The sequence below is a fragment of the Streptomyces sp. NPDC102259 genome (assembly GCF_044766465.1).
Taxonomy (GTDB): Bacteria; Actinomycetota; Actinomycetes; order Streptomycetales; family Streptomycetaceae; genus Streptomyces.
The window spans coordinates 662377-684220 of record NZ_JBIWMA010000002.1 but is presented as its reverse complement, the minus strand read 5'-3'; the positions used below and the strand labels follow the sequence as shown (position 1 = coordinate 684220).

Sequence of the window (21844 nt, the reverse complement as noted above, 5' to 3'; positions counted from 1 at the left end):
GCGAGGCCTCCCGGTGCCCACGTACGGTGTGATCATTCGTATGGGCACTTAACAAAGGCGGTCCTTCATGCCCCTGTTCGACCTGGCCGACGAGGAGCTCCGCGCCTACCGCAGCGAGTCCACCGAGCCCGAGGACTTCGACGCGTTCTGGTCCAAGACCCTCCAGGAAGCCCGCGAGCACGACCTGGACGCCCGCTTCGAGCCGGTCGACACGGGGCTGACCACGGTGCAGGTGTACGACGTGACCTTCGCCGGGTTCGGCGGGCATCCCGTCAAGGGCTGGCTGACGTTGCCCGCCGGGGCCGAGGAACCGCTGCCCCTGGTCGTGGAGTTCGTCGGCTATGGCGGCGGACGCGGTCTGCCGCACCAGCACCTGCTGTGGGCGTCGACGGGCCGCGCGCACTTCATCATGGACACCCGCGGCCAGGGCAGCGCCTGGGGCGGGGGCGGCGGCACCGCGGACCCGGTGGGCGGTGCGCCCTCGTACCCCGGTTTCATGACGCGGGGCATCGACGCCCCGGAGAACTACTACTACCGCCGGGTGTTCACGGACGCGGTGCGCGCCGTCGAGGCGGCCCGCTCCCACCCGCTGACCGACGCCGCACGGACCGTGGCGATCGGCGGGAGCCAGGGCGGCGGCATCACGATCGCCGTGGGCGGTCTGGTGCCGGATCTCGCGGGTATCGCCCCTGACGTGCCGTTCCTGTGCGACTTCCCGCGCGCCGCGGTGCTGACGGACCGTCACCCGTACCGCGAGATAGGCCTGTTCCTCAAGACGCACCGCGGCCGCTCCCAGGACGTCCTCAGCACCCTGGCGTACTTCGACGGTGTGCACTTCGCGTCCCGGGGTTCGGCCCCCGCCCTGTTCTCGGCGGCCCTGGAGGACCAGACCTGCCCGCCGTCGACGGTGTTCGCGGCCTTCAACGCGTGGGCGCACGAGGACAAGGAGATCGAGGTGTACGACTTCAACGACCATGAGGGCGGCGGCCCTTACCAGGAGGCGGCCAAGCTGCGCTGGCTGCGGTCCTACGCCTGAGGGCCGGCGCGTGGACACGCGTGCCGCCGCCGAGCGCTTCGTGGCGGTGTGGGAGCGGGCCTGGGCCGCGCACGACGTGACGGCGCTGCTGGAGCTGTACGCCGAGACCTGCGTCCACCGGTCAATGCCGTTCCGGGAACCGCACCGGGGGCGGGCCGAACTGGAGGCCTATCTGCGCTGGTCGTTCGCGGCGGAGCGGGTGACCGACGTGCGGTTCTCGCCCCCGGTCGTCGGCGCGAACCGGGTCGCGGTGGCCGAGTTCCGGGTGCTGTCCGAGGAGGACGGGGCGGCCGGCACGCTGGCCGGCTGTGTCTTCGTCCGGTTCGACGACGCCGGGCTGGCGGTCGAGTCGCGGGACTACTGGCACACGGCCGACGGCCATCAGGAGCCGACGGGGCGGACGTTTCTCCTGTGATCCGGGACCTGTTCGGCGGGCTTCCCTCCAGTCCGACCAGTCGGTACGTTCGGGGTGCCCGGGCCGCACCGTAGCGGTCCGGGGTTCCGGCGGACCACGGAGGCCTCATGTCCGAGCACGTGCCACCGATCCACGGCCACTGCGACCCGCGGTTCGCGGCGGTGCGCGCGGCCTTCGAGGAGAACTTCCGGGACGGGGGCGAGCTGGGCGCCGCGGTGAGCGTCACGGTCGACGGCGTGCCGGTGGCCGATCTGTGGGGCGGCTGGGCCGACGCGGCCCGCACGCGCGCGTGGGAGCGGGACACGCTGGTCAACGTGTGGTCCACGTCGAAGGGCCCGACGGCGCTGTGCGCACACCTCCTCGCCGACCGGGGGCTGCTCGACCTCGACGCCCCGGTGGCCGGGTACTGGCCGGAGTTCGGCGCGGCGGGCAAGGAGCGCGTCCTGGTCCGGGAGCTGCTGTCCCACCGCGCCGGCCTGTCCGGACTGCGCGAGCCGCACTCGCTCGAGCAGCTCTACGACTGGGAGCTCACCACCGCACGCCTCGCGGCCACGGAGCCCTGGTGGGAGCCGGGCACCCGGTCCGGCTACCACGCCCTCACCTACGGCTTCCTGGTCGGGGAGGTGGTGCGACGGGTGTCGGGGCTGCTGCCGGGGGCGTTCCTGGAACGGGAGGTGACGGGTCCGCTGGGCGTCGACTTCACCATCGGGCTGCCGGAGAAGGAGGCCGGGCGGGCCGCCGAGCTGGTGCATCCGCCGGTCGCCTCGTCCAGCGAACAGGCCGCGATCTTCAGCCAGTTGGCGCCCGCGGCCATCGCCGCCCTGACCAATCCGGTGGCGGGCGCGAGCGAGGCGAACTCGCCGCGGTGGCGGGCCGCGGAGATCCCGGCGGCGAACGGCCACGGCACCGCGCGGGCGGTGGCCGCGCTCTACGGGATCTTCGCCGGCCGGGGTGCGTACGGCGGGCGCCGCGTCCTCTCCCCCCAGGCGGCCGAGCGGGCGCGCGAAGGGCAGGGGGCCTGCCGTGACCTGGTGCTGGGTGCGGGGTTCGCGCACGAGACGGAGATCGGGCTCGGGCTGTGGCTGAGCGGCCGGAACGGATCGTACGGACCCAACCCGCGCGCTTTCGGACACGACGGCTTCGGCGGCTCGTGCGGGCTCGCCGACCCGGAGGCGGGGGTGTCGCTGGGGTACGTGATGAACCGGATGGGGCCGCACATCGCCGACGACCCGCGGAAGACGGCGTTGGTGGACGCCCTGTACAGCGCGCTCTGAGCGCGGGCGCGCGCGGGCGGCGGCACGGGCGTGATGATGGTCGGGGGCGGTCCGGTTTCGGCCGATCGGGCGGCCGGCCCTTCCCTGCTGGTTTAGACCAATGCTAGATCTGGTGGCGCACCGAGTCCGCACGACCACGGCACGTCACTCACAGGAGGCGCGCGGCATGGCCCGCAGCACCACCCCCACCACCCCGCACGTCCACCCGCACCCCGACGACGGGCCGCTCTACCGGCGGATCGCCAGAGAGCTCCTCGGCGAACTGCGCGACGGCACCCTCGCGCCCGGCGAACGACTGCCGGCCGAGCGGCGGCTGGCCCGGCACTTCGGCGTCAGCAGGCAGACCGTACGGCAGGCCCTGGAGGTCCTGCGCGGCGACGGGCTGGTCGAGACCGACCGGCGGGGCAGCCACGCCGCCCTGCCGGGCGGGCCGCTCGGCACCCCGTCGTTCCTGGCCTTCCCCGTGGGCGCCCGGCCCGCGGACGACCCCTCGGCGGTGGCCCACGCCGCCGTGAGCTGGGAGACGCCCCCGCCCGAGCACGCCGAGGCGCTCGGCATCGCCCCGCACCGGCCGACGCTGGTGCACCGCTACGAGTCCGCCCGCGCCGACGGACGCGGTCTGCGTACGGCCGTCACGTCCTTCTCCGCGGTGGCGCTGGCCGAGGTGGAGGAACTGGCCCGCTACCGCGACCGCGCCGACTCGAACGCCTCCCCGGAGCTCCGCAGGGCCTACGACTGGATGCGCCGGGCGGGACTGACCCTGCACCACCGGGACTGCATCACCCACCTCGACGACGACCCGTCGATGCGGGTCACCCGGCGCGTGCACGACCAGTACGCGCGCCCTCTGGAGATCACCGACCTGGTGGTGGACACCCGGCGGGAGGCGCTGGTCTACGCGTTCACGCTGCCCGCGGCCGGGTGATCCCGTCCGGGCCCGCTAGGCGTCCCGTCTCGGCGGCGTCCGGTCTCAGCGGTCCGTCCGGCGCGCCTCGACCATGCGCACCCGTGGACTTCCGTCGCTCCTCGTCCCGAACTCGGGCAGGGCGCGGAGGTCCACGCGGAACCCGGCCCGCTCCAGCTCGCGCCGCACCTCGCCGAGCCGGAAGGCGCGGTAGTACATCACGAACGGCGGCCGCCACAAGGCGTTGCGCACCCGCATCACGGCGTCGAAGCCGAGGAGCATCCAGAAGGCCGGGGAGGACGGCCCGGGCGGGGCCAGGACGGGGAACGCGAAGCATCCGCCCGGCCGCAGCGCGGTCCGCACCTGGGCGAACAGGCCCGGCAGTTCCCGGGGCAGGAAGTGCCCGAACGCGCCGAAGCTGACGACGAGGTCGAAGGCGGCGGTGAAGGGCAGGGCGCGGGCGTCCGCGCGCACCCAGGACACCCCGGGGCCCGCCGGACGGGTCCGCCGGCGGGCCTCCGCCAGCATCCCGGCGCTGAAGTCGACGCCCGTCACACTCCCCCGGCACACCGTCGCCAGGACCTCGACGCCCGCGCCCGTGCCGCAGCACAGGTCGAGGCCGTCCTCGTAGGGGCCGGATTCCTTCAGGGCCGCGGCGACCGCGTGCAGGACGGCGTCCGGGGTACGGAAGGGCGTGTGGTCGAACTTCGGCGCGAGGAGGTCGTAGCCGTGCTCGACGGACGACAGCGCCTGGACGGCGAGTTCGCGCAGCGTGGGGCCTTCGGGACTGAACATCCGCGTCAGCCTACGGCCGTCCGCCGCTTCAGGAGCAGCAGAGCGCGTTCGCACCAGGCCAGGTTCGTCTCCTCGAAGCCGATGCCGGCCATCAACGTCAGATAGGGGCCGATCCGGTCGGCCTCGCTCAGGTACACGTCCTCGGTGCGCCCGTCGAGGAGGCGGTCCCGCACCCGCAGGTAGCGGTCGAGCTTGGCCCGGGACCAGGTCCTGCGCTCCTCGACCAGCCCGCGGGTCACCTCCGGGTCCACCCCGTCCATCGCCTGGATCCTGATGAGGAGTTCGTCGCGGATGGCGGTGGGCCGCCGGGGCGGGGTGGCGGCGAAGGCGTCCAGGTCCGCGCGCCCTGCCTCGGTGAGGGTGAACATCCTCTTGTTGGGCCGGCGTTCCTGCTGCACCACCCGTGCCTCGATCAGGCCGCCTTGCGCGAGGCGCTCCAGTTCGCGGTAGAGCTGCTGAGGGGTCGCGGGCCAGAAGTTGGCGAGGGAGACGTCGAAGACCTTCGACAGTTCGTAGCCCGAGGCCTCGCCTTCCAGGAGGGCGGCCAGGACGGCGTACTTGAGGGACATATGGACACGGTAGCAGCAGGTGATTATTCTCATCGGCACCTACTCAACAAATTTACTACTCACGCTATGAGGTGATCCGATGCGCGCGTTCCGCGAGGCGGTCGAGGCCGGTGATCTCGACGCCGTCGAAGCGCTGCTGGCCGAGGACGTGGTGTTCACCAGTCCGGTCGTGTTCAAGCCGTACCCGGGCAAGGCGATCACCGCGTCGATCCTGCGGGGGGTGACGCGGGTCTTCGAGGACTTCCGCTACGACCGGGAGCTCGACGGGGCCGACGGGCGTGACCACGCGCTGGTGTTCAGGGCCCGGGTGGGCGAGCGGGAGCTGACCGGCTGCGACTTCATCCATCTGAACGAGGAGGGACTCATCGACGAACTCACGGTCATGGTGCGCCCGTTGTCGGGCGCCCAGGCTCTCGCGGCGGCGATGGGGGCGCAGTTCGACGAGATCCTGAAGGAGGCGGAGGCCCGGTCGGCCGCCGCCTCCTGACCTCAGGCCACGGTGAGCCTGCGGGCTCCCGCGTAGGCCGGCTCGTCCATCGTCAACGTCGGTTCGGTGGCCGCCCTGACGGCTCACCACGCGGTCGCGTACACCGCCGGCGAGTGGGCGTTGCGCGGTCTGTCGAAGGTGGCCGCGCTGGAGCTGGCGCCACGCGGGATCCGCACCAACCTGGTGCACCCCGGGTACATCGAGACGCCGCTGATGGCGTCCGCGAACCCGGTGTTCGTGGGGGCGGACCTGGCGATGACGCCTCAGGGGCGCCCCGGTTCCGTCGAGGAGGTCGCGCCGCTCGTCGTCTATCTGCTGTCGGACGAGGCGTCGTACGTCAACGGCGCGGAGATCACCGTGGACGGCGGGTACGCGGCGCACGGCGGGGTGATGGCGATCACGAACGCGCTGGACCCGCCGGAGGCCGGCCGCTGAGCGCATGCCCGCGTGCCGGCCACCGTGCCGTGCGACCCGGTCCCCGGGCCCGACCCCGACCCTGGCCGGACCTCAGTCCCTGAGGTTTTCCAGGGTCGTCCTGGTGTCCGTCTTCAGGTAGCCCGTGACCTCTTCGAGGGTCGGCGGATCCGTGTCTTCGTCGTACGAGGAGTAGTAGGCGCTGTAACTCATCGTGTACGTCGTCCAGCCGTCCCGGACGGCGAGCGTGGCGTAGAGGGATCCGCTCGACGAACCGGACGTGGTGTCGTCGCTGACGAGATAGGCCTCGTCGCCTATGCCCGTGACGGTCTCCACGTCGTAACCGGAGTGGCTGTCGGGGTAGTTCTTCCAGGCCGCGGTGAACTCCGGTCCGGGGTCGGTCTTCTTGTGCAGGTCCACCTGGGAGTACAGATAGGCGTCCGCGTAGCTGGACGTGGTCTTCTTCAGGCTGATGCTGCACAGGCCCTCGTCGAGGGCGTCGTCCTTGAGGTTGTTGTGCGTCGGGGAGCTGTCGTCGTCCGGGTACTCGTCCTTGAAGGAGGAGTAGTCCGTGGAGTTGCACAGGTTCGACGGCGCCGAGTAGCCGCGCAGGTCCGGATCGGCTTCGGCGCCGATCAGGAAGACGCCGGCCGCCCAGGCGGCGGACGCCAGCACCGCGCCGACGGCGGCCCACAGGACGGCCTTCCCCGCGCCCCCGCCGCCGCTTGCCGGCGGCGGGCCGACCACGGGGTACGGGCCCTGCTGGAGGTACGGGTTGACCGGCTGGGGCTGAGCGGGCTGCCCGACCAGGGTCGGCTGGGCGTAGACGCTCGGTTGGCCGACCTGGGTCGCGGGCGCCGCCGGCGGGAAACCCAACGGCCCGCCGGGGGCCGGCGACTGCGGATTCGGATAGGGGTACGCGCTCGGCTGGGCCGGTGCGTCGGACGGCTGCTCCGGCTGCTGCGGGGGCTGAGGCGGCGTGGACATGACGTGAAGATAATGCAGAAATAGCTGTCAAGTCCCTTGCCGTCACGGATCGTTACCCTCTGGGGACATCTGGGATGGAACCCGGAAGAGGCCGTGACGTTCGCCCGGCCTCTCCTGCGTGCGCCGACGGTCCAGACGGTCCAGCGCGCCCCTCCACAGGTGGTTCGGTGGCGCGTCCGGCCCGGGGCCGGCGCCTACCCGGTCGCCGTCCGCACCTGTGCGCCGGCCGTCGCCTGCGCGGCGCTGGTGTGCGGCGGCGAAGGACGCCAGGGTTCACCACAGGCCGTGCAGCACCTCCGCGAAGCCCTTCGGGTGGGTGAGGTTGCCGTTGTGGCCGCCGGGGAAGTGGGTCAGACCGGTGCCGAGCCCGACGGCGAGCTCCTGCGCGCAGCGGTAGTCGAAGACGGTCCTGGGGGTGGTGCGGCCGGCCGCCGGGACGATGCGCACGGGGCCCGTCGCGAGGGCGTCGAGTTCGGCCGGGGTCAGGTCGGCGTCGCGCATGGTGAGCGCGTCGTGGCGGACGAAGAAGTCGAAGTTCGCCTCGCGGGAGGCGTCGAGCGGGGCGAGTCGCGCGCCGGGTTCGGTCTCCTGCCGGGCCGGGTCGATGCCGAGCAGTTGGCCGATCCGTCGCACGCCCGCGATCCAGCCGTCCCGTTCGAAGGTCGCCCGCATCTCGTCCAACTCGTCTTGTGTGCGCCGCCGTTCGGACTCGGGGAGCAGGCCGGGGACGGCCGGCTCGTGCGCGACGAGAGTGCTCAGCCGGCCCGGGTGCCGCGCGGCGAGCCGCAGGCCGATGACCGCTCCCATGCTGCACCCCAGCATCAGGGCGGGTTCGTCGGTGAGGGTGGCGAGCAGCCGGTGGACGTCGTCCACGTGCTCGTCCAGCGTCGCGCCGGATCCGGGCTCGTCGAGCAGGCTCCGGGACAGACCACGGCGGTCGTACGTGACGACGGTGTACGAGCCGACGAGGTGGTCGACCATCGCGTCACTGCGGTTGGCGTCGCCCTCACCGCTCTGCGCGACGAGCAACAGGGGTCCACTGCCGCGGAGTTCGTAGTGGAGGGTGGCGCCGGGGACGGTCAGGGCGGCCTGCATGGGAACTCCTCGGTCGACGCCTGCGGACTGACGACGCCCAAGCTAATCCATCATTCCCGATACATCAAGACAGATGCATTGAGGCGGATGCATTGAGGCGGATGCATTGAGGTAGATGCATCAAGTTGGATGTAACCTGTGGACCATGAACGGAGTGGAGCTCTTCCTGCTGGGCCGCACCCTGATGAAGATCGGCGAAGAGGCGATCCCCACGGAGGGCGTCGGCCGGTACTCCACCAGTACGCGTTCCGTGCTGATCGTGATGCTCGACATCTACGCCCACCCCGACACCACGGTCGGCGAGATCGCCACCCGCACGGGGCTGCCGCAGAGCGCGATCTCCGGGTGCGTGGCCCGGCTGAGGGAGGTCGACTCCGTCGTGGTCACGCCGGATCCGGCCGACCGCCGCCGCACCCTGCTGCGCCGCGCCCCCGAGGTCTCCGGGCGGCGCTCCGAAGTGGCCGCCGCCCCCGTCGACGCCGCGATCGGAACGGCGCTCGGGACGGAGGACCCCGCCGAGATCACCCGCACGATCGCCCTGCTGGAACAGCTCGCCGAGCTCCTCTCACCGGAGGCCCTCGCGCGACTCCGCTGAGCGGCGACCCGGATGACCGGGCTCACGTGCGGAAGTAATGCCCCTTCTCCAGGTCCTCCAGGAGCCCCGGCCGCAGTGGGCGCCAGTCGAGGAGTTCGCGGGTGAGGGCGCTGGACGCGGGGAGGTCCTGACCGACGAGGCCGGCCAGCCAGGTGAAGTGGGCCGGGGCGTCCTCGGGAGCGATCGGGGCCGTCGGGACGTCCAGGTGACGGCCTATCACCTCCGCCACGGCGCGGATCTCGACGCCCTCGTCGGCGACGCCGTGCAGTGCGGTCCCGGCCGGCGCCCGCTCCACCGCCAGCCGGAACAGCCGGGCCGCATCGAGGCGGTGGACGGCGGGCCAGCGGTTGGCGCCGTCACCGAGGTAGCCGGAGACGCCCTTGGCGCGGGCGAGGGCGACGAGGGACGCCATGAACCCGGCGTCCCCGTCGCCGTGGCAGGTCGGCGACAGCCGTACCAGCGACGAGCGCACGCCCCGCCCGGCCGCGTCCAGCACCGCGGCGGCGGTGGTCGCGCGGTGGGAGAACGCCGATCCGTCGCTCGTCGGCATGTCCCGCTCGGTCACCGCGCGCCCCGGCGGGAAGCCCGCGAACCCGCCGGCGACGACCAGCGGACGCCCGCTGCCCGCCAGCGCGTCGGTGAGGGTGTCGACGGCCCGGCGGTCGGCCCGCGCGGCCCCCGCGAAGTCGCCGGTGAAGGCGATGTCGTGCTTGAAGGCGAGATGGACGACGCCGTCCGACGCGGCGGCGGCCGTGCCGAGGACGTCGAGGTCGTCGATCGTGCCCCGGACCACACCGACTCCGGCGTCGGAGAGCGCGGCGGCGCTGGTGTCGGAGCGGGCGAGGCCGGTGACCTCGTGCCCCGCGTCGAGGAGATCGGGGACGAGAGCGGAACCGAGCCAGCCGGAAGCGCCGGTGACGAAGATGCGCATGGGAGTACCTCAGACCACGAGTGAGTCGAATACCGTCGGGCGGCATCGAGTGATGTCAGTGACTGTCGTCATCGACGCTAGCACTGATGTCAGGGACTGTCATCGCGTAGGATCCGGCCATGGGTAGATGGGAGCCGAACGCGCGAGAGCGCCTGGCACGGGCGGCGCTGGATCTGTTCGGCGAGCGCGGCTACGAACAGACCACGGTGGCGGAGATCGCCCGGCGGGCCGGGCTCACCGAGCGCACCTACTTCCGGCACTACGCCGACAAGCGTGAGGTGCTGTTCGGCGGCTCGGCGGTGCTGGGGCAGGTGTTCGCGAAGGCGGTCGCCGAGGCGCCGCCGTCCGCCGCTGCGATCGACGTCGTGGCGGCGGGGCTGGAGGCCGTCGCGGCGGTGTTCCCGGAGCGCGAGACCTCCCGGCAGCGGCAGTCCGTCGTCGGCTCGCACCCGGAACTCCAGGAACGCGAACTGATCAAACTCGCCGCGCTCTCGGCCGCCGTGACGGAGGCCCTGCGCGCCCGAGGCGTCCCGGACCCCGGCGCCGCCCTCGCCGCCGAGGCCGGGATCGCCGTCTTCAAGGTCGGCTACGAACGCTGGATCGCCCCCGGCGAGCACCGCGAACTGGCCGACCTGCTCAGCGAGTCACTGACCGAACTCAAGGCCGTGACGGCGGGCGGCTAGCGCCCCGCGGATCGCTCCGCACGGGATCACCCCGCCAGGCATCGCCCCGCCCGGGATCCCTACGCCAGGGATCCCCCGCCATGGATCCCCCGCCCGCGCCCTGCCCTGCCCTGCGGTGGGAACAACCACCGCCTTGGGCGCGTTGACGCCATCGGGACCGACCGGTGTGCTACAGTGCCGGAAGCACTTGTGTACGCCCCGCTTGTGGGCGCCGGTGCCAGTTCCCTTCAGTTCGCCGCATCACCCGTCGTTTCCGACCGGTACAGCGGCTTTCCCGCACCACCTCACCGACGGCTCTGTTCTGCCGTGGCCGAGGTGCTGTTCCCGCCACCCGAGGCGCGCCGTGCGCCCTCCCTTCGTGGCTGCTCCCCCCATCTCCGCATGCCTCATGCCTTCCGTCCGTGAAAGGACCGACCACCATGACCACCACTCTCGAACACCCCCCTGTACAGCAGCAGCCGCCGGCCCGGGTCGCCGCCGGTGTCCTCGACATCGACGCGAGCGGGAAGGGGCAGTTGCGCCCCCCGGACTGCCTGCCCACGCCCACCGACCTCCAGGTCCCGGCCGCGCTGATCCGCCGTCACGGCCTGCGCAGGGGCGACCTCGTGGAAGGGGTTCGCGGCACCCAGCGCGCCCTGACCGAGGTCGCCCGCGTCAACGGCCGTCCACCCGAGGAGCAGCGCGCTCGCCGGCACTTCCGCGACCTCACGCCCGTCCACCCGCACGAGCGGCTGCGCCTGGAACACCCGGCGGCCGGCCTCGCCGGACGGGTCACGGATCTCGTCGCGCCGATCGGCAAGGGCCAGCGCGGACTGATCGTCGCCCCGCCGAAGACGGGCAAGACCGTGCTGCTCCAGCAGATCGCCGCCGCCGTCGCCGGCAACCATGCCGGAGCGCGACTGATGGTCGTTCTGCTCGACGAGCGGCCCGAGGAGGTCACCGACATGCGGCGCTCCGTGCGCGGCGAGGTGTACGCCTCGACGTTCGACCGGGCGCCCAAGCAGCACATCGCCCTCGCCGAACTCGTCATCGAGCGGGCCAAGCGGCTCGTCGAGGCGGGCGAGGACGTCGTGATCCTCCTCGACTCGCTGACCCGGCTGTGCCGGGCCCACAACAACGCGGCCGCCGCCGGGGGCCGCACCCTCAGCGGCGGTGTCGACGCGACCGCGCTGATCGGCCCCAAGCGGTTCTTCGGCGCCGCGCGGGCGGCCGAGGAGGGCGGCTCGCTCACCGTCCTCGCCACCGCCCTGGTCGAAACGGGCTCCCGCGCCGACGACTTCTACTTCGAGGAGCTCAAGAGCACCGGCAACATGGAGCTCCGCCTCGACCGCGAACCGGCCTCCCGGCGGGTCTTCCCGGCCGTCGACATCAACGGCTCCGGCACCCGGCGCGAGGAACTCCTCTACTCCCCCGGCGAGTTGACCGCCGTACGCGGTCTGCGCCGGGCCCTGCAGACCAGGGACGGCCAGGCGAACCTGGAGACGCTCCTGGAACGGATGCGCGAGACCCCGGACAACACGGCCTTTCTGCGCCGCATCCAGCCGACCCTGCCCGCCGCGTAGGGCGTGCGCGTGCGGCATCCGGGTGCACGCGCACCCGTGTCCGGCACGGGAAGCGCGGGGAACGCCGGGTTCATTCCTACGTTGTTCGTATGACGATCGGATTCTCTTCCCGGGCCGCTGCGACGGCCTGCGCGTTCTGTGTGGCGGGCCTCCTCGCCCTCGGCCCCGCCGCGGCCGCCCCGGCCGGTGCGGACCCCGGAACGCCCGGTGGACCCGGGGGACCCGGTGGCCCACGGGTGGCCGCGCCCCGGCCGTCCTTGCTCTACCGCTCCGGGACGCAGGTCAGGCCCCACCGTGGCGCCCCCGAGGTCCCCGACGTCTCGGCGCTGTCCTGGCTGGTCTCCGACGCGCGGACGGGCGAGGTGCTCGCGGCGTCGAACGCCCACCGCAAACTGCCCCCGGCCAGCACCCTCAAGACCCTGTTCGCCCTCACGGTGCTGCCGGCCCTGCCCGGCGAGATCCGGCACCGGGTGAGCGAGGAGGAGCTCATGGGCATCGGGCCCGGCAGCAGCCTCGTCGGGGTCACCGAGGGGCACACGTACCGGGTCGCCGACCTGTGGCGCGGAGTGTTCCTCAACTCCGGCAACGACGCCGTGCACGTACTGGCGGCCCTCAACGGCGGCTGGGACGCCACGGCCACCCGGATGCAGGCCAAGGCGCGCTCCCTGGGCGCCCTGGACACCCACGTGGTGTCGCCCGACGGATACGACGCTCCGGGCCAGGTCTCCTCGGCGTACGACCTGGCGGTGTTCGGGCGGGCGGGGCTGCGCAACGCGGACTTCGCGCGGTACTGCGGCACCGCGGAGGCGAGCTTCCCCGGGGGCGGGGGCTGGTCGTACGGGATCGCCAACACCAACCGGCTGCTGACCGGGGCGGACGGCGTCGAGCCGTACCCGGGGCTGATCGGGATCAAGAACGGCTACACCAGCAACGCCGGCAACACCCTGGTCGCCGCCGCCCGTCAGGGCGGACGCACCCTCGTCGTGACGGTGATGAACCCTCAGGCGGGGGGCGGGTTCGAGGTCTACGAAGAGGCGCGCGAGCTGCTGGACTGGGGGTTCGCGGCCGCCGGGCGGGTCGATCCGGTGGGCTCGCTGGACGCGCTGCGGGTCCGTCCGTGGCCGTTCCCCGGTCCCGGGCCGAAACCGGAGTCCGCTCCGCAGTCCACGCCCGAGTCCGCACCGGAGCCCGCACCGAAGTCCACGCCGGTGCCCCGCACGAGCCCGGTCCCCGTCGCCGTCGCCGTCGCCGTCGACGCCGGCAACGCTCTCGGCTGGTCGGAGGCGGCGCTCATCGCGGGCGCCGCCGCGCTGGGCGGGGCCGCCGTGGCGCTCGTGCTCTGGCTCATCGGCCGCCGCCCGGCGGGGAGATGACCGACGGGCAGCCACACCAGCAGGCCCAGCGTGATCCAGGTGTAGGCGTTGCTGCCGAGGAAGCCGCCGACGCCTGACGCGTCGTCGAACCACAGCCACACCACGCTGGTGCACAGCACCGCGTACAGGGCGCCCGCGACGCGTGGGCGCCCCGCGCGGATCAGCACCGCGAAGGACGGCAGCAGCCACACCAGGTGGTGCACCCACGTCACGGGGCTGACCAGACAGGCGGTGAGGCCGGTGAGGGCGAAGGCCGCCTGCCAGTCCCCCACGGCGGCCGCCCGCCGGGCCCGCCACGCCCACCAGCCCAGCGCCGCCAGGACCAGCACCGCCCAGACCGCCCGGCTCTCCACGCCCAGCCGCGCCAGGACACCCTGGAGCGACTGGTTGGAGACGTAGTCGAGCCGGCCCACCCGGCTCGTGTCCCACAGGGCCCGCGTCCAGTAGAAGCGCGAGGCGTCCGGGGCGACCAGGGCCGCGAGCGCGGTGGCGGCCGCCGCCACGGCCGTGGCCACCGCGGCCGCCCGCCACCGTCGGGCGACCAGCAGCAGGCCGATGAACAGCGCGGGCGTGAGCTTGACGGCCGCCGCCAGGCCGATGCCGACCCCGGCCCAGCGGGTCCGCCCGGACGCCAGCAGCCCGGCGTCGACGAGCACCAGGGCCAGCAGCAGCAGGTTGACCTGGCCGAAGCTGAAGGTGTCGCGGAGCGGTTCGAACAGCGCGAGAGCGCACGCGGCGAGACCGGCTTCGTACCAGCCGTACCGCCGCCACCGGGGGCCGACGCACACCCGCACGGCGAACGCCAGCGCCGCCAGGTTGAGCAGCAGGGCGGTCACGATCGCGGTGCGCAGCCCGACCAGTGCCATCGGCAGCATGACCACGGCCGCGAACGGGGGGTAGGTGAAGCCGTACGGAGTGCCCGGCACCCGGTAGTCGTAGACCCGGCCGCCGTCATGGATCCAGCTGTTGACGGTGCCGTAGTAGACGCGCAGGTCGAACCAGTCGCGCAGCAGCGGCACCGTCGCGGTGAAGACGGTGACGGCGGCGGCGAGCGCGAGGAGCAGCAGGAGGCGGCCGCGGTCTGCGCGGGGCGGTTTCACACCCCGGAACTCACCTGGTCTCACGCCGTACGCCCCAGGGCGGTCGGTGCCTGGGCCGCGAGGCGGGCCTGCCACAGGACGACCACGGCGAGCGCGCCGCCGGAGACGGCCAGGACCAGACGGCCCGTGTCGGCGGGACCCCCGTCGGGCAGGACGGCGAGGGCGAGGACGCCCGCCACGGCCGCCGTCCGGTGGCGGGTCAGGGTGTCGGGGGCCGCCGCGGCGATGAGAAACAGACCCCACAGCGCGTACCAGGGGCGGATCGCCGGACCGAACGCGGCCACCGTGGCGAGGCTCAGACCGAGCGCGTACACCGGGCGTGGGCGCAGCCGCCACCATATGACGACGAGGGCGACGGCGGTGACCGCGAGTCCCAGGGCGTGCCAGACGGGCACGGCCAAGGGCGCGAGGTCGCTGCCCAGGCCCTCCAGGAGAGCACGGGTGGCACGGCCCAGCAGGCTGGTGAGCGCCCAGTTGTGCGCGGACACGGGCGTGTCCAGGGCGGCTATCCAGCCGTAGCCGGTGCCCGCGACGGCGGTCGCCACGACCGTGGTGGCGGCGACCGCGGCCCCCGTGCCCAGGAGGGTCAGGACCGGGCGCCGGCCCGCGCGCAGTGACAGGACCACGATCGCGACGAGTCCCAGCGCGGCGGGCGCCTTGACCAGGGCGGCCAGCGTGACCAGGACGGCCCCGAGCACCGGGCGCCGGCCGAGCGCGGCCACCAGCCCGACACCGAGCAGACCCAGCATGATCGCGTCGTTGTGGGCGCCGGCCACCAGATGCAGCAGGACCAGCGGATTCAGTGCGCCGAGCCAGAGCGCGGCGGCCGGGTCAGCTCCGCTGTGCCGGGCGAGGCGGGGCAGCGCGGCCGTCATCAGCGCCACCCCCGCGAGCGCGACGCACCGCATGCCGAGCAGCCCGGCGGAGAGGGCCCCCCGGGTCAGTCCGGACAGGGCGGCGGCGACGGCGAGGAAGACCGGGCCGTACGGGGCTCCGGTGTTCCGCCACAGCGGGGCGACCTCGTCGGCGAGCGGACCGCCGAGCCGGGCCGGACCGTGCGCGTACACGTCGAGGTGCGCGTCCACCATGGCGCCCTGGGCCAGGTAGCTGTACACGTCCCGGCTGAACAGCGGCGGCGCGATCAGCAGCGGCGCGGCCCAGACGACGAGGACCAGGACGAGGGCGCGGGGGGTCGGTGGATTCGTGCCGCGCACCAGAGTGCCCAGCAGGACCCAGGCCGCGGTCAGCAGCACCAGCCCGAAGTACACGCCGACCAGGCCGAGCACGGCGTGTGCCGAGGACGGGGCCAGGAGTTCCCGGGCGGGCAGCGCGCCGGCCGTCTCGCCGCCGAGCGCGAGACAGGCCGTGCCGGCCAGGCCCAGAGCCTGGCAGCGACGGAGATCGATGGGAAAAGCCTTGGCCAGCACTCCGTCATGGTGTCCGTCCCGGGTGACCGCAGAGCGACATCGCGCCTTCCTGGCGGCGGCCTGCGCGTGACCGACGTGTGGGACGAGGGCCGTGCCGCTGGGCTGCGCGGGTCCGGGCGGTCCCCCGGGCCGAGCCGCGGGCTCAGAACACCGACAGGCCGGTCAGGGTCGTGAAGCGGTCCAGGGCGGCCACTCCCGCCACCGAGTTGCCCCGCTCGTCCAGTCCCGGGCTCCACACGCACAGCGTGCAGCGGCCCGGTACGACGGCGATGATGCCGCCGCCCACGCCGCTCTTGCCCGGCAGGCCGACTCGGTAGGCGAAGTCGCCGGCCGCGTCGTAGGTGCCGCAGGTCAGCATCACCGCGTTGACCTGCTTGGCCTGGCTGCCGGTGAGCAGCCGGGTGCCGTCGGCGCGGACTCCGTGCCGGGCGAGGAAGCCGGTGGCCAGGGCGAGGTCGGCGCAGGAGGCGGTGAGGGAGCACTGCCGGAAGTACTGGTCGAGGAGGACCGGTACCGCGTTGTCGATGTTGCCGTAGGACGCCATGAAGTGGGCGAGGGCGGCGTTGCGGTCGCCGTGGGCGGCCTCGGAGGCGGCGATCTCCTCGTCGAAGCCGAGCGTGGGGTTGCCGCTCTCCGCACGCAGGAAGCCGAGGAGTTCGGTCGCCGCGTCCCCCGTACGGGTCTGGAGCCGATCGGTGACGACCAGCGCGCCCGCGTTGATGAAGGGGTTGCGCGGGATGCCGTTCTCGTACTCCAGCTGGACGAGGGAGTTGAAGGGGTTGCCCGAGGGTTCGCGGCCCACGTGCTCCCAGAGTTCGTCGCCCTCGCGGGCCAGGTCCAGGGCGAGGGTGAAGACCTTGGTGAGGGACTGCGTGGAGAACGGCTCCCGCCAGTCCCCCACGCCGTACACCGTGCCGTCCGGTTCCGCGACGGCCATGCCGAAGCGGCGCGGGTCGCAGGCCGCGAGCGCCGGGATGTAGTCGGCGGGGCGGCCCCGGCCCGGGGTGCGTTCCATCTCCTCGGCGATGCGGTCCAGGACCGGCTGGAAGGCACGGGACGACGTCGTTGTCATGATCACTATTGTGCCTCCGTACCGGTCCTGGCGCGTCGTCGCGGGTGACGGGTGTCAGACGAGCGGCGCTCCGCTGCCCGCCAGGATCTCGGGGCGCAGCAGCTCGGCGAGCCGCTCGGCGGGCAACAGGCCCTTCTCCAGGACGAGTTCGGCGACGCCGCGGCCGGTGACGAGGGCCTCCTTGGCGATGTCGGTGGCCGCCGTGTACCCGATGTGCGGGTTGAGGGCGGTGACCAGGCCGATGGAGTTCTCGACGCTGGCGCGCAGTACCTCGGTGTTGGCGGTGATGCCGTCCACGCAGCGCTCGGCGAGGGTGAGGCAGGCGGCGCGCAGATGGGTGATGGACTCCGACAGGGAGTGCAGGATGATCGGCTCGAAGGCGTTGAGCTGGAGCTGTCCGGCCTCTGCGGCCATCGTGATGGTGACGTCGTTGCCGATCACCTCGAAGGCGACCTGGTTGACGACCTCGGGGATCACCGGGTTGACCTTGCCCGGCATGATGGACGAACCGGCCTGCACGGGCGGCAGGTTGATCTCGCCGAGGCCGGCGCGCGGCCCGGAGGACAGCAGCCGCAGATCGTTGCAGCTCTTGGAGAGCTTGACCGCGACACGCTTGAGCACGCCGGACATCTGGACGAACGCGCCGCAGTCCTGGGTGGCTTCGACCAGGTTGGCCGCGGTGACCAGCGGCAGCCCGGTGATCTCGGCGAGGTGGCGGCGGGCGGCCTCGGCGTATCCGGCGGGGGCGTTGAGGCCGGTCCCGATGGCCGTGGCTCCCAGGTTGATCTCATGGATCAACTGGATGGCCTCGTCAAGACGGTTGCGGTCCTCGTCAATCATGACGGCATAGGCCGAGAACTCTTGACCGAGCGTCATCGGCACCGCGTCCTGCAACTGTGTACGGCCCATCTTGAGCACGTCACGGAACTCGACCGCCTTACGGGCGAACGCGTCCTGGAGTACGGACATCGCCTTGAGCAGTCCACGTACCGCGAAGACCGTCGCTATCTTGACGGCGGTCGGGTAGACGTCGTTGGTCGACTGCCCGAGGTTGACGTCCTCGTTGGGATGCAGGTACCGGTACTGCCCCCTCTCGTGCCCCAGCAGCTCCAGCGCCCGGTTGGCGACGACCTCGTTGGCGTTCATGTTGGTCGAGGTGCCCGCGCCGCCCTGGACGACGTCGACGACGAACTGGTCGTGCAGCTTCCCCGCGCGGATCTCACGGCAGGCGGCGACGATGGCGGCCGTCTTGTCCGGCGCGAGCAGGCCGAGCTCCTCGTTGGCGAGGGCGGCGGCCTCCTTGACGGCGGCGAGGGCGTCGATGAGATGCGGGTAGGCGGAGATCGGCGTCCCGGTGATGGGGAAGTTCTCCGTGGCGCGCAGGGTGTGGACGCCCCAGTACGCGTCGGCCGGGACGTCCCGGTCTCCGAGCAGGTCGTGTTCGCTGCGGGTGACGGCGGCGGTCATGACGGTGCGGCCTCTTTTCGAGGGTGATGGTGAGGGTGCGGGTGCGGATGAGCGGCGGGCGGCGGGCGGCGCGGGTGGCGTGATGCCGGCTCGGGCGGTACGGGGTGACGACCGCCCGAGCCGGTCGGGCGCCGGTCCGGTGGTGACCGGACCGGCGGTTCGGGGACCGGGCGCGGTCCTGATCGCGGTGCGGGGACCGCGCGCGGGGACCGGGGGTCCGCCGGTGACCACCGCGCACACCCGGTGGTCACCGGAGTCCGTCAGGCGCAGGCGCGCACGGTGACCGGATCCAGTGCGCGTACCGGGCGGATGCGGCCGACCGGTTCGCCGCCGCCGAAAAGGAGTTCGCCCGCGAACTCGGTGAGGAGGGCGGGGTCCACACCGGCTCGGACGAGGGCGGCCGCGGTGACCGGGACCCGCGCGCGGTTCGCGCCGTCGGAGATCTTGACGGCGACGGCCCGGCCGTCCGGGAGCGCGGCGACCTCGACGCCCTCGAAGCCGTCCTTCGCCAGCAGGCCGGGGACGGCCCGCATCAGCGCGGCGACGTCCCGGCCGGAGCCGGAGGCCATCTCGGCGTGTTCGCGCATCGCGTCGGCCACCCGCGCCTCGGGGGTGCCGGGCGCCGAGGTGGTGACCCGGGCGGCGGCCCGGGCGAGGCCGTGCAGGGAGACCGAGAACAGCGGTGCGCCGCACCCGTCGACGGTGACCCGGGCGATCCGCTGTCCGGTGAGGTCCTCGACGATCTCGGCGATGGCCTGCTGGAGCGGGTGCCTGGGGTCGAGGTAGTCGTCCAGGGACCAGCCGTTGAGCCGGCACGTGTACAGCATGGCCGCGTGCTTGCCGGAGCAGTTCTGGGCCAGTCGGGAGGGCGCGCGGCCCTCCCGTATCCACGCGTCGCGGACCGCCGGGTCGTACGGCAGGTCCGTGACGTTGCGCAGGTCGTCCTCCTGGAGGCCCGCCAGTTCGAGGATCCGCCGGGTTCCGGCGAGGTGGCGTTCCTCGCCGGAGTGGCTGGCGGCGGCGAGCGAGAGCAGCTCGCCGTCGAGGGGCAGCCCGGCCCGGACCATGGCGACGGCCTGGACGGGCTTGAGCGCCGAGCGCGGGTAGAAGGCGGCCTCGATGTCACCGAGCTGGAGCTCGATCTCGCCGCCCGCGCCGAGGACGACGACGGAGCCGTAGTGGATGCCCTCGGTCACCCCGCCGCGGACGAGGTGGGCGACGGGAGTGTGGAGGGGTTCGCGGATCGCGGGGGCGTCGGCGAGGGAACTGCTGTACATCACTGCCTGCATCACTGGTGGGTGGTCGGCGGCCGGCGACGGGGTCACGCGTCGGCCCGGGACGAGGTGCGGGCGCGGTTGCGGCGGATGGCGTACCAGCCGGCGACCAGCGCCGCGACGATCAGCGGCAGGCACAGCACGGTGGTGCGTCCGGCGCCGCCGTCGGCGTACATGAGGACCAGGACCGAGGCGAGGAAGAACAGCGTCACGAGTTCGGTCCAGGGAGAGCCCGGCAGCCGGTAGCTCGGCCGGGTCAGCTCGCCCTTCTGGGTCTTCTGCCAGAAGAGCAGGTGACAGATCATGATCATGCCCCAGGTGGAGAGGATGCCGATCGCCGCGAAGTTCAGCACGATCTCGAAGGCGTCCGCCGGGACCACGAAGTTGAGGCCGACGCCCAGCACACAGATACCGCTGGTGAGCAGGATGCCGCCGTACGGGACCTGGCTGCGGCTCATCACGCCGGTGAACTTCGGCGCGGATCCGGACATCGCCATGGAGCGCAGGATGCGGCCGGTGGAGTACAGGCCGGAGTTGAGCGAGGACATGGCCGCGGTGAGGACGACGAGGTTCATCACCCCGCCCGCCGCGGGGATGCCGATGCGGGAGAGGACCGTCACGAAGGGGCTCTCGCCGGACGTGTACTTGTTCCACGGCAGCAGCATCGACAGCAGGACCACCGAGCCGACGTAGAACAGACCCACGCGCCACATGATCGAGTTGATCGCCTTCGGCATGATCTTCTCGGGGTTCTCGGTCTCACCGGCGGCGACGCCGACCAGCTCGACGGAGGCGTAGGCGAAGACGACGCCCTGGATGATCAGCAGCATGGGCAGCAGACCGCTGGGGAACACGCCGCCGTTGTCGGTGATGAGGGACGGGCCGGGGGTGACGCCGTCCACCGGGTGCTGCGTGACCAGCAGGAAGATGCCGATGCACATGAAGATCACCAGCGCGCTGACCTTGACGATGGCGAACCAGAACTCCAGTTCGCCGAAGATCTTCACCGAGATCAGGTTCACGGTGAGGACCACGGCCAGGGCGATGAGCGCGATCACCCACTGGGGTATGTCGGAGAACATGCCCCAGTAGTGGGTGTAGGTGGCCACCGCGGTGATGTCGGCGATGCCGGTGGTGGCCCAGTTCAGGAAGTACATCCAGCCGGCCGTGTACGCGCCCTTCTCGCCCATGAACTCGCGGGCGTAGGACACGAAGGCGCCGGAGGACGGCCGGTACAGGACGAGTTCACCAAGGGCGCGCACCACGAGGAAGGCGAAGATTCCGCAGACTGCGTAGGCGATGAAGAGGGACGGGCCGGCGTCGGCGAGGCGGCCGCCGGCGCCGAGGAAGAGCCCGGTGCCGATGGCGCCGCCGATGGCGATCATGTTGACGTGGCGGGACTTCAGCGACTTGCTGTAGCCCTCGTCTCCGGCGTCGACGTGACGGTTCGAGGGGCGCGTCTCGTCTTTGAGGTGCTGGTCGCTCACGCCGCGGGTCCGCCTTCCAGGGGGGTGTCCGTGCGCGGGGCGCGCACGATGTCGGTGAGGGTCGTCTCGACGCGGTCGAGGTGATGGCTCATGGCCTCCACCGCGTCGGGCTCGGAACCGTCGATCAGCGCCTCGACGATCGCCCGGTGCTCGCGGTTGGACTGCTCGCGCCGTCCGCCCAGCTCGTTGAGGAACGCCGACTGACGCGCCAGTGCGTCCCGGATCTCCTCGATGACCCGGCGGAACACCGGGTTCTGGGCGGCCTCGGCGACGGCCAGGTGGAAGAGGGTGTCCATCGCGACCCACGCGGTGGTGTCCGTCTCCCGCTCCATGCGGTCGAGCAGATGGGCCAGGTGGTCCAGGTTCTCCGGGGTGCGGCGCAGCGCCGCGTACCCGGCGACCGGGATCTCGACGTGCCGTCGCACCTCGAGCAGGTCACTGGCCGCGTAGTCGCCGAAGGTGGGGTCCTCCACGGTGTTCGCGATCACAAAGGTGCCTTTGCCCGTCTTGGCGACGGTCAGGCCCATCGTCTGGAGGGCGCGCAGCGCTTCCCGCAGGACGGGCCGCGACACCTCGAGGGTGCGGCAGAGCTCCGCCTCGGAGGGGAGCTTGTCGCCGATGGCGTACCGGCCGCGCTCGATGGCGCCGCGGAGGTGGGTGAGTACCGCTTCCATCGCGCTGATGCGCCGCGGCCCGGCCCCACCTGTCTGGCTGTCTGACAGGTTCACGGGAGTGATACTCCGGGTGTGCTGCCGCCGCTGTCAAGACGTGCCCTGAAACAAAAGATTCAGGGGGCGGGGAGCCTGAAAGGCATCTTCCGCCCCCTGAGGGGATCGCACGGGGCTTCCCCCACCGCCTGCCGACCGGCTGCCAGCCGGCTCCCCGACCGGCTGCCGA

The 21844-nt window shown here is 72.5% G+C and carries 20 protein-coding genes and 2 pseudogenes; 10 read left to right on the top strand and 12 right to left on the bottom strand.

Features of this window, described 5'->3' with window-relative positions:
• The first annotated feature begins 67 nt into the window (after positions 1 to 67).
• The 4 genes from ACIRPU_RS07600 (at position 68) to ACIRPU_RS07585 (ending at position 3650) form a co-directional block, all read left to right on the top strand.
• Positions 68 to 1036 (top strand): acetylxylan esterase, encoded by a 969-nt coding sequence (locus tag ACIRPU_RS07600; protein WP_403862988.1) that lies wholly within the window; start codon positions 68 to 70, stop codon positions 1034 to 1036.
• A 10-nt stretch (positions 1037 to 1046) separates the two neighbouring features.
• Positions 1047 to 1451 carry a nuclear transport factor 2 family protein gene (locus ACIRPU_RS07595; RefSeq protein WP_403862986.1) on the top strand — a complete coding sequence of 135 codons (405 nt, stop codon included), beginning with the start codon at positions 1047 to 1049 and terminating at the stop codon, positions 1449 to 1451.
• Between the two features lie 107 nt (positions 1452 to 1558).
• Entirely contained in the window at positions 1559 to 2725 is a 1167-nt protein-coding gene (locus ACIRPU_RS07590) for a serine hydrolase domain-containing protein (protein WP_403862983.1), read from the top strand.
• Between the two features lie 166 nt (positions 2726 to 2891).
• Positions 2892 to 3650 (top strand): GntR family transcriptional regulator, encoded by a 759-nt coding sequence (locus tag ACIRPU_RS07585; RefSeq protein ID WP_403862981.1) that lies wholly within the window; start codon positions 2892 to 2894, stop codon positions 3648 to 3650.
• 45 nt (positions 3651 to 3695) lie between these two features.
• Here the strand turns inward: ACIRPU_RS07585 and ACIRPU_RS07580 are convergent, their stop codons facing one another.
• Both ACIRPU_RS07580 and ACIRPU_RS07575 read right to left on the bottom strand, forming a co-directional pair.
• Entirely contained in the window at positions 3696 to 4424 is a 729-nt protein-coding gene (locus ACIRPU_RS07580) for a class I SAM-dependent methyltransferase (protein ID WP_403862978.1), read from the bottom strand.
• Positions 4425 to 4429: 5 nt separating this feature from the next.
• The gene (locus ACIRPU_RS07575) at positions 4430 to 4993 is read right to left on the bottom strand and encodes a PadR family transcriptional regulator (protein ID WP_403862975.1); all 564 of its coding nucleotides are present in this window, start codon (positions 4991 to 4993) and stop codon (positions 4430 to 4432) included.
• 79 nt (positions 4994 to 5072) lie between these two features.
• Here ACIRPU_RS07575 and ACIRPU_RS07570 point away from each other — a divergent pair, with 79 nt between their 5' ends.
• Entirely contained in the window at positions 5073 to 5480 is a 408-nt protein-coding gene (locus ACIRPU_RS07570) for a nuclear transport factor 2 family protein (RefSeq protein ID WP_403862972.1), read from the top strand.
• Between the two features lie 39 nt (positions 5481 to 5519).
• Positions 5520 to 5915 (top strand): annotated as a pseudogene (locus tag ACIRPU_RS07565) (SDR family NAD(P)-dependent oxidoreductase); the annotation flags it as partial.
• Between the two features lie 72 nt (positions 5916 to 5987).
• Here ACIRPU_RS07565 and ACIRPU_RS07560 read toward each other — a convergent pair.
• On the bottom strand, positions 5988 to 6881 hold the full coding sequence (locus tag ACIRPU_RS07560; protein WP_403862969.1) for a hypothetical protein: 894 nt from the start codon (positions 6879 to 6881) through the stop codon (positions 5988 to 5990).
• A gap of 273 nt (positions 6882 to 7154) precedes the next feature.
• Positions 7155 to 7976 (bottom strand): alpha/beta fold hydrolase, encoded by an 822-nt coding sequence (locus ACIRPU_RS07555; RefSeq protein WP_403862966.1) that lies wholly within the window; start codon positions 7974 to 7976, stop codon positions 7155 to 7157.
• A 145-nt stretch (positions 7977 to 8121) separates the two neighbouring features.
• On the opposite strand from ACIRPU_RS07555, the gene ACIRPU_RS07550 reads away from it, so the two are divergent.
• Positions 8122 to 8571, top strand: a complete 450-nt coding sequence (locus ACIRPU_RS07550; RefSeq protein WP_403862963.1) for a MarR family transcriptional regulator — start codon at positions 8122 to 8124, stop codon at positions 8569 to 8571.
• A gap of 22 nt (positions 8572 to 8593) precedes the next feature.
• Here ACIRPU_RS07550 and ACIRPU_RS07545 read toward each other — a convergent pair whose 3' ends face one another.
• Positions 8594 to 9502 carry an SDR family oxidoreductase gene (locus ACIRPU_RS07545; protein WP_403862960.1) on the bottom strand — a complete coding sequence of 303 codons (909 nt, stop codon included), beginning with the start codon at positions 9500 to 9502 and terminating at the stop codon, positions 8594 to 8596.
• A 119-nt stretch (positions 9503 to 9621) separates the two neighbouring features.
• On the opposite strand from ACIRPU_RS07545, the gene ACIRPU_RS07540 reads away from it, so the two are divergent.
• From ACIRPU_RS07540 to ACIRPU_RS07530, 3 genes and pseudogenes are all read left to right on the top strand, one after another.
• Entirely contained in the window at positions 9622 to 10185 is a 564-nt protein-coding gene (locus tag ACIRPU_RS07540) for a TetR/AcrR family transcriptional regulator (RefSeq protein WP_403862958.1), read from the top strand.
• Between the two features lie 419 nt (positions 10186 to 10604).
• On the top strand, positions 10605 to 11747 hold the full coding sequence (gene rho, locus ACIRPU_RS07535) for a transcription termination factor Rho (protein ID WP_403862955.1): 1143 nt from the start codon (positions 10605 to 10607) through the stop codon (positions 11745 to 11747).
• Between the two features lie 89 nt (positions 11748 to 11836).
• Positions 11837 to 12688: pseudogene (locus ACIRPU_RS07530) on the top strand (D-alanyl-D-alanine carboxypeptidase family protein); the annotation flags it as partial.
• A gap of 83 nt (positions 12689 to 12771) precedes the next feature.
• On the opposite strand, the gene ACIRPU_RS07525 reads toward ACIRPU_RS07530, so the two are convergent.
• The 7 genes from ACIRPU_RS07525 to ACIRPU_RS07495 all read right to left on the bottom strand — a co-directional run bounded on the left by ACIRPU_RS07525 (position 12772) and on the right by ACIRPU_RS07495 (position 21621).
• Positions 12772 to 14220, bottom strand: coding sequence for a glycosyltransferase 87 family protein (locus ACIRPU_RS07525; RefSeq protein ID WP_403862952.1), 1449 nt, complete (start codon positions 14218 to 14220; stop codon positions 12772 to 12774).
• A 20-nt stretch (positions 14221 to 14240) separates the two neighbouring features.
• Positions 14241 to 15647, bottom strand: a complete 1407-nt coding sequence (gene mptB, locus ACIRPU_RS07520; protein WP_403862949.1) for a polyprenol phosphomannose-dependent alpha 1,6 mannosyltransferase MptB — start codon at positions 15645 to 15647, stop codon at positions 14241 to 14243.
• A gap of 142 nt (positions 15648 to 15789) precedes the next feature.
• Positions 15790 to 16719, bottom strand: a complete 930-nt coding sequence (locus ACIRPU_RS07515; protein ID WP_403862946.1) for a glutaminase — start codon at positions 16717 to 16719, stop codon at positions 15790 to 15792.
• A 54-nt stretch (positions 16720 to 16773) separates the two neighbouring features.
• Positions 16774 to 18186, bottom strand: a complete 1413-nt coding sequence (gene aspA / locus ACIRPU_RS07510) for an aspartate ammonia-lyase (protein WP_403862943.1) — start codon at positions 18184 to 18186, stop codon at positions 16774 to 16776.
• Positions 18187 to 18446: 260 nt separating this feature from the next.
• Positions 18447 to 19463, bottom strand: coding sequence for an asparaginase (locus tag ACIRPU_RS07505; RefSeq protein ID WP_403863582.1), 1017 nt, complete (start codon positions 19461 to 19463; stop codon positions 18447 to 18449).
• 44 nt (positions 19464 to 19507) lie between these two features.
• Positions 19508 to 20947, bottom strand: coding sequence for an amino acid permease (locus ACIRPU_RS07500; protein ID WP_403862940.1), 1440 nt, complete (start codon positions 20945 to 20947; stop codon positions 19508 to 19510).
• Positions 20944 to 21621, bottom strand: coding sequence for a FadR/GntR family transcriptional regulator (locus ACIRPU_RS07495; RefSeq protein ID WP_189922852.1), 678 nt, complete (start codon positions 21619 to 21621; stop codon positions 20944 to 20946). Before ACIRPU_RS07495 ends, ACIRPU_RS07500 begins: the two co-directional genes overlap by 4 nt.
• Positions 21622 to 21844 lie beyond the last annotated feature (223 nt).

Bases quoted from the DNA above. Each gene is read 5' to 3' on its own strand.
- ACIRPU_RS07555 (WP_403862966.1), bottom strand. From the start codon at position 7,976: ATGCAGGCCGCCCTGACCGTCCCCGGCGCCACCCTCCACTACGAACTC.
- ACIRPU_RS07540 (WP_403862958.1), top strand. From the start codon at position 9,622: ATGGGTAGATGGGAGCCGAACGCGCGAGAGCGCCTGGCACGGGCGGCG.
- ACIRPU_RS07505 (WP_403863582.1), bottom strand. From the start codon at position 19,463: ATGTACAGCAGTTCCCTCGCCGACGCCCCCGCGATCCGCGAACCCCTC.
- aspA (WP_403862943.1), bottom strand. From the start codon at position 18,186: ATGACCGCCGCCGTCACCCGCAGCGAACACGACCTGCTCGGAGACCGG.
- ACIRPU_RS07600 (WP_403862988.1), top strand. From the start codon at position 68: ATGCCCCTGTTCGACCTGGCCGACGAGGAGCTCCGCGCCTACCGCAGC.
- ACIRPU_RS07495 (WP_189922852.1), bottom strand. From the start codon at position 21,621: ATGGAAGCGGTACTCACCCACCTCCGCGGCGCCATCGAGCGCGGCCGG.
- ACIRPU_RS07515 (WP_403862946.1), bottom strand. From the start codon at position 16,719: ATGACAACGACGTCGTCCCGTGCCTTCCAGCCGGTCCTGGACCGCATC.
- ACIRPU_RS07575 (WP_403862975.1), bottom strand. From the start codon at position 4,993: ATGTCCCTCAAGTACGCCGTCCTGGCCGCCCTCCTGGAAGGCGAGGCC.
- ACIRPU_RS07590 (WP_403862983.1), top strand. From the start codon at position 1,559: ATGTCCGAGCACGTGCCACCGATCCACGGCCACTGCGACCCGCGGTTC.
- rho (WP_403862955.1), top strand. From the start codon at position 10,605: ATGACCACCACTCTCGAACACCCCCCTGTACAGCAGCAGCCGCCGGCC.
- ACIRPU_RS07545 (WP_403862960.1), bottom strand. From the start codon at position 9,502: ATGCGCATCTTCGTCACCGGCGCTTCCGGCTGGCTCGGTTCCGCTCTC.
- ACIRPU_RS07585 (WP_403862981.1), top strand. From the start codon at position 2,892: ATGGCCCGCAGCACCACCCCCACCACCCCGCACGTCCACCCGCACCCC.
- ACIRPU_RS07560 (WP_403862969.1), bottom strand. From the start codon at position 6,881: ATGTCCACGCCGCCTCAGCCCCCGCAGCAGCCGGAGCAGCCGTCCGAC.
- ACIRPU_RS07570 (WP_403862972.1), top strand. From the start codon at position 5,073: ATGCGCGCGTTCCGCGAGGCGGTCGAGGCCGGTGATCTCGACGCCGTC.
- ACIRPU_RS07580 (WP_403862978.1), bottom strand. From the start codon at position 4,424: ATGTTCAGTCCCGAAGGCCCCACGCTGCGCGAACTCGCCGTCCAGGCG.
- ACIRPU_RS07550 (WP_403862963.1), top strand. From the start codon at position 8,122: ATGAACGGAGTGGAGCTCTTCCTGCTGGGCCGCACCCTGATGAAGATC.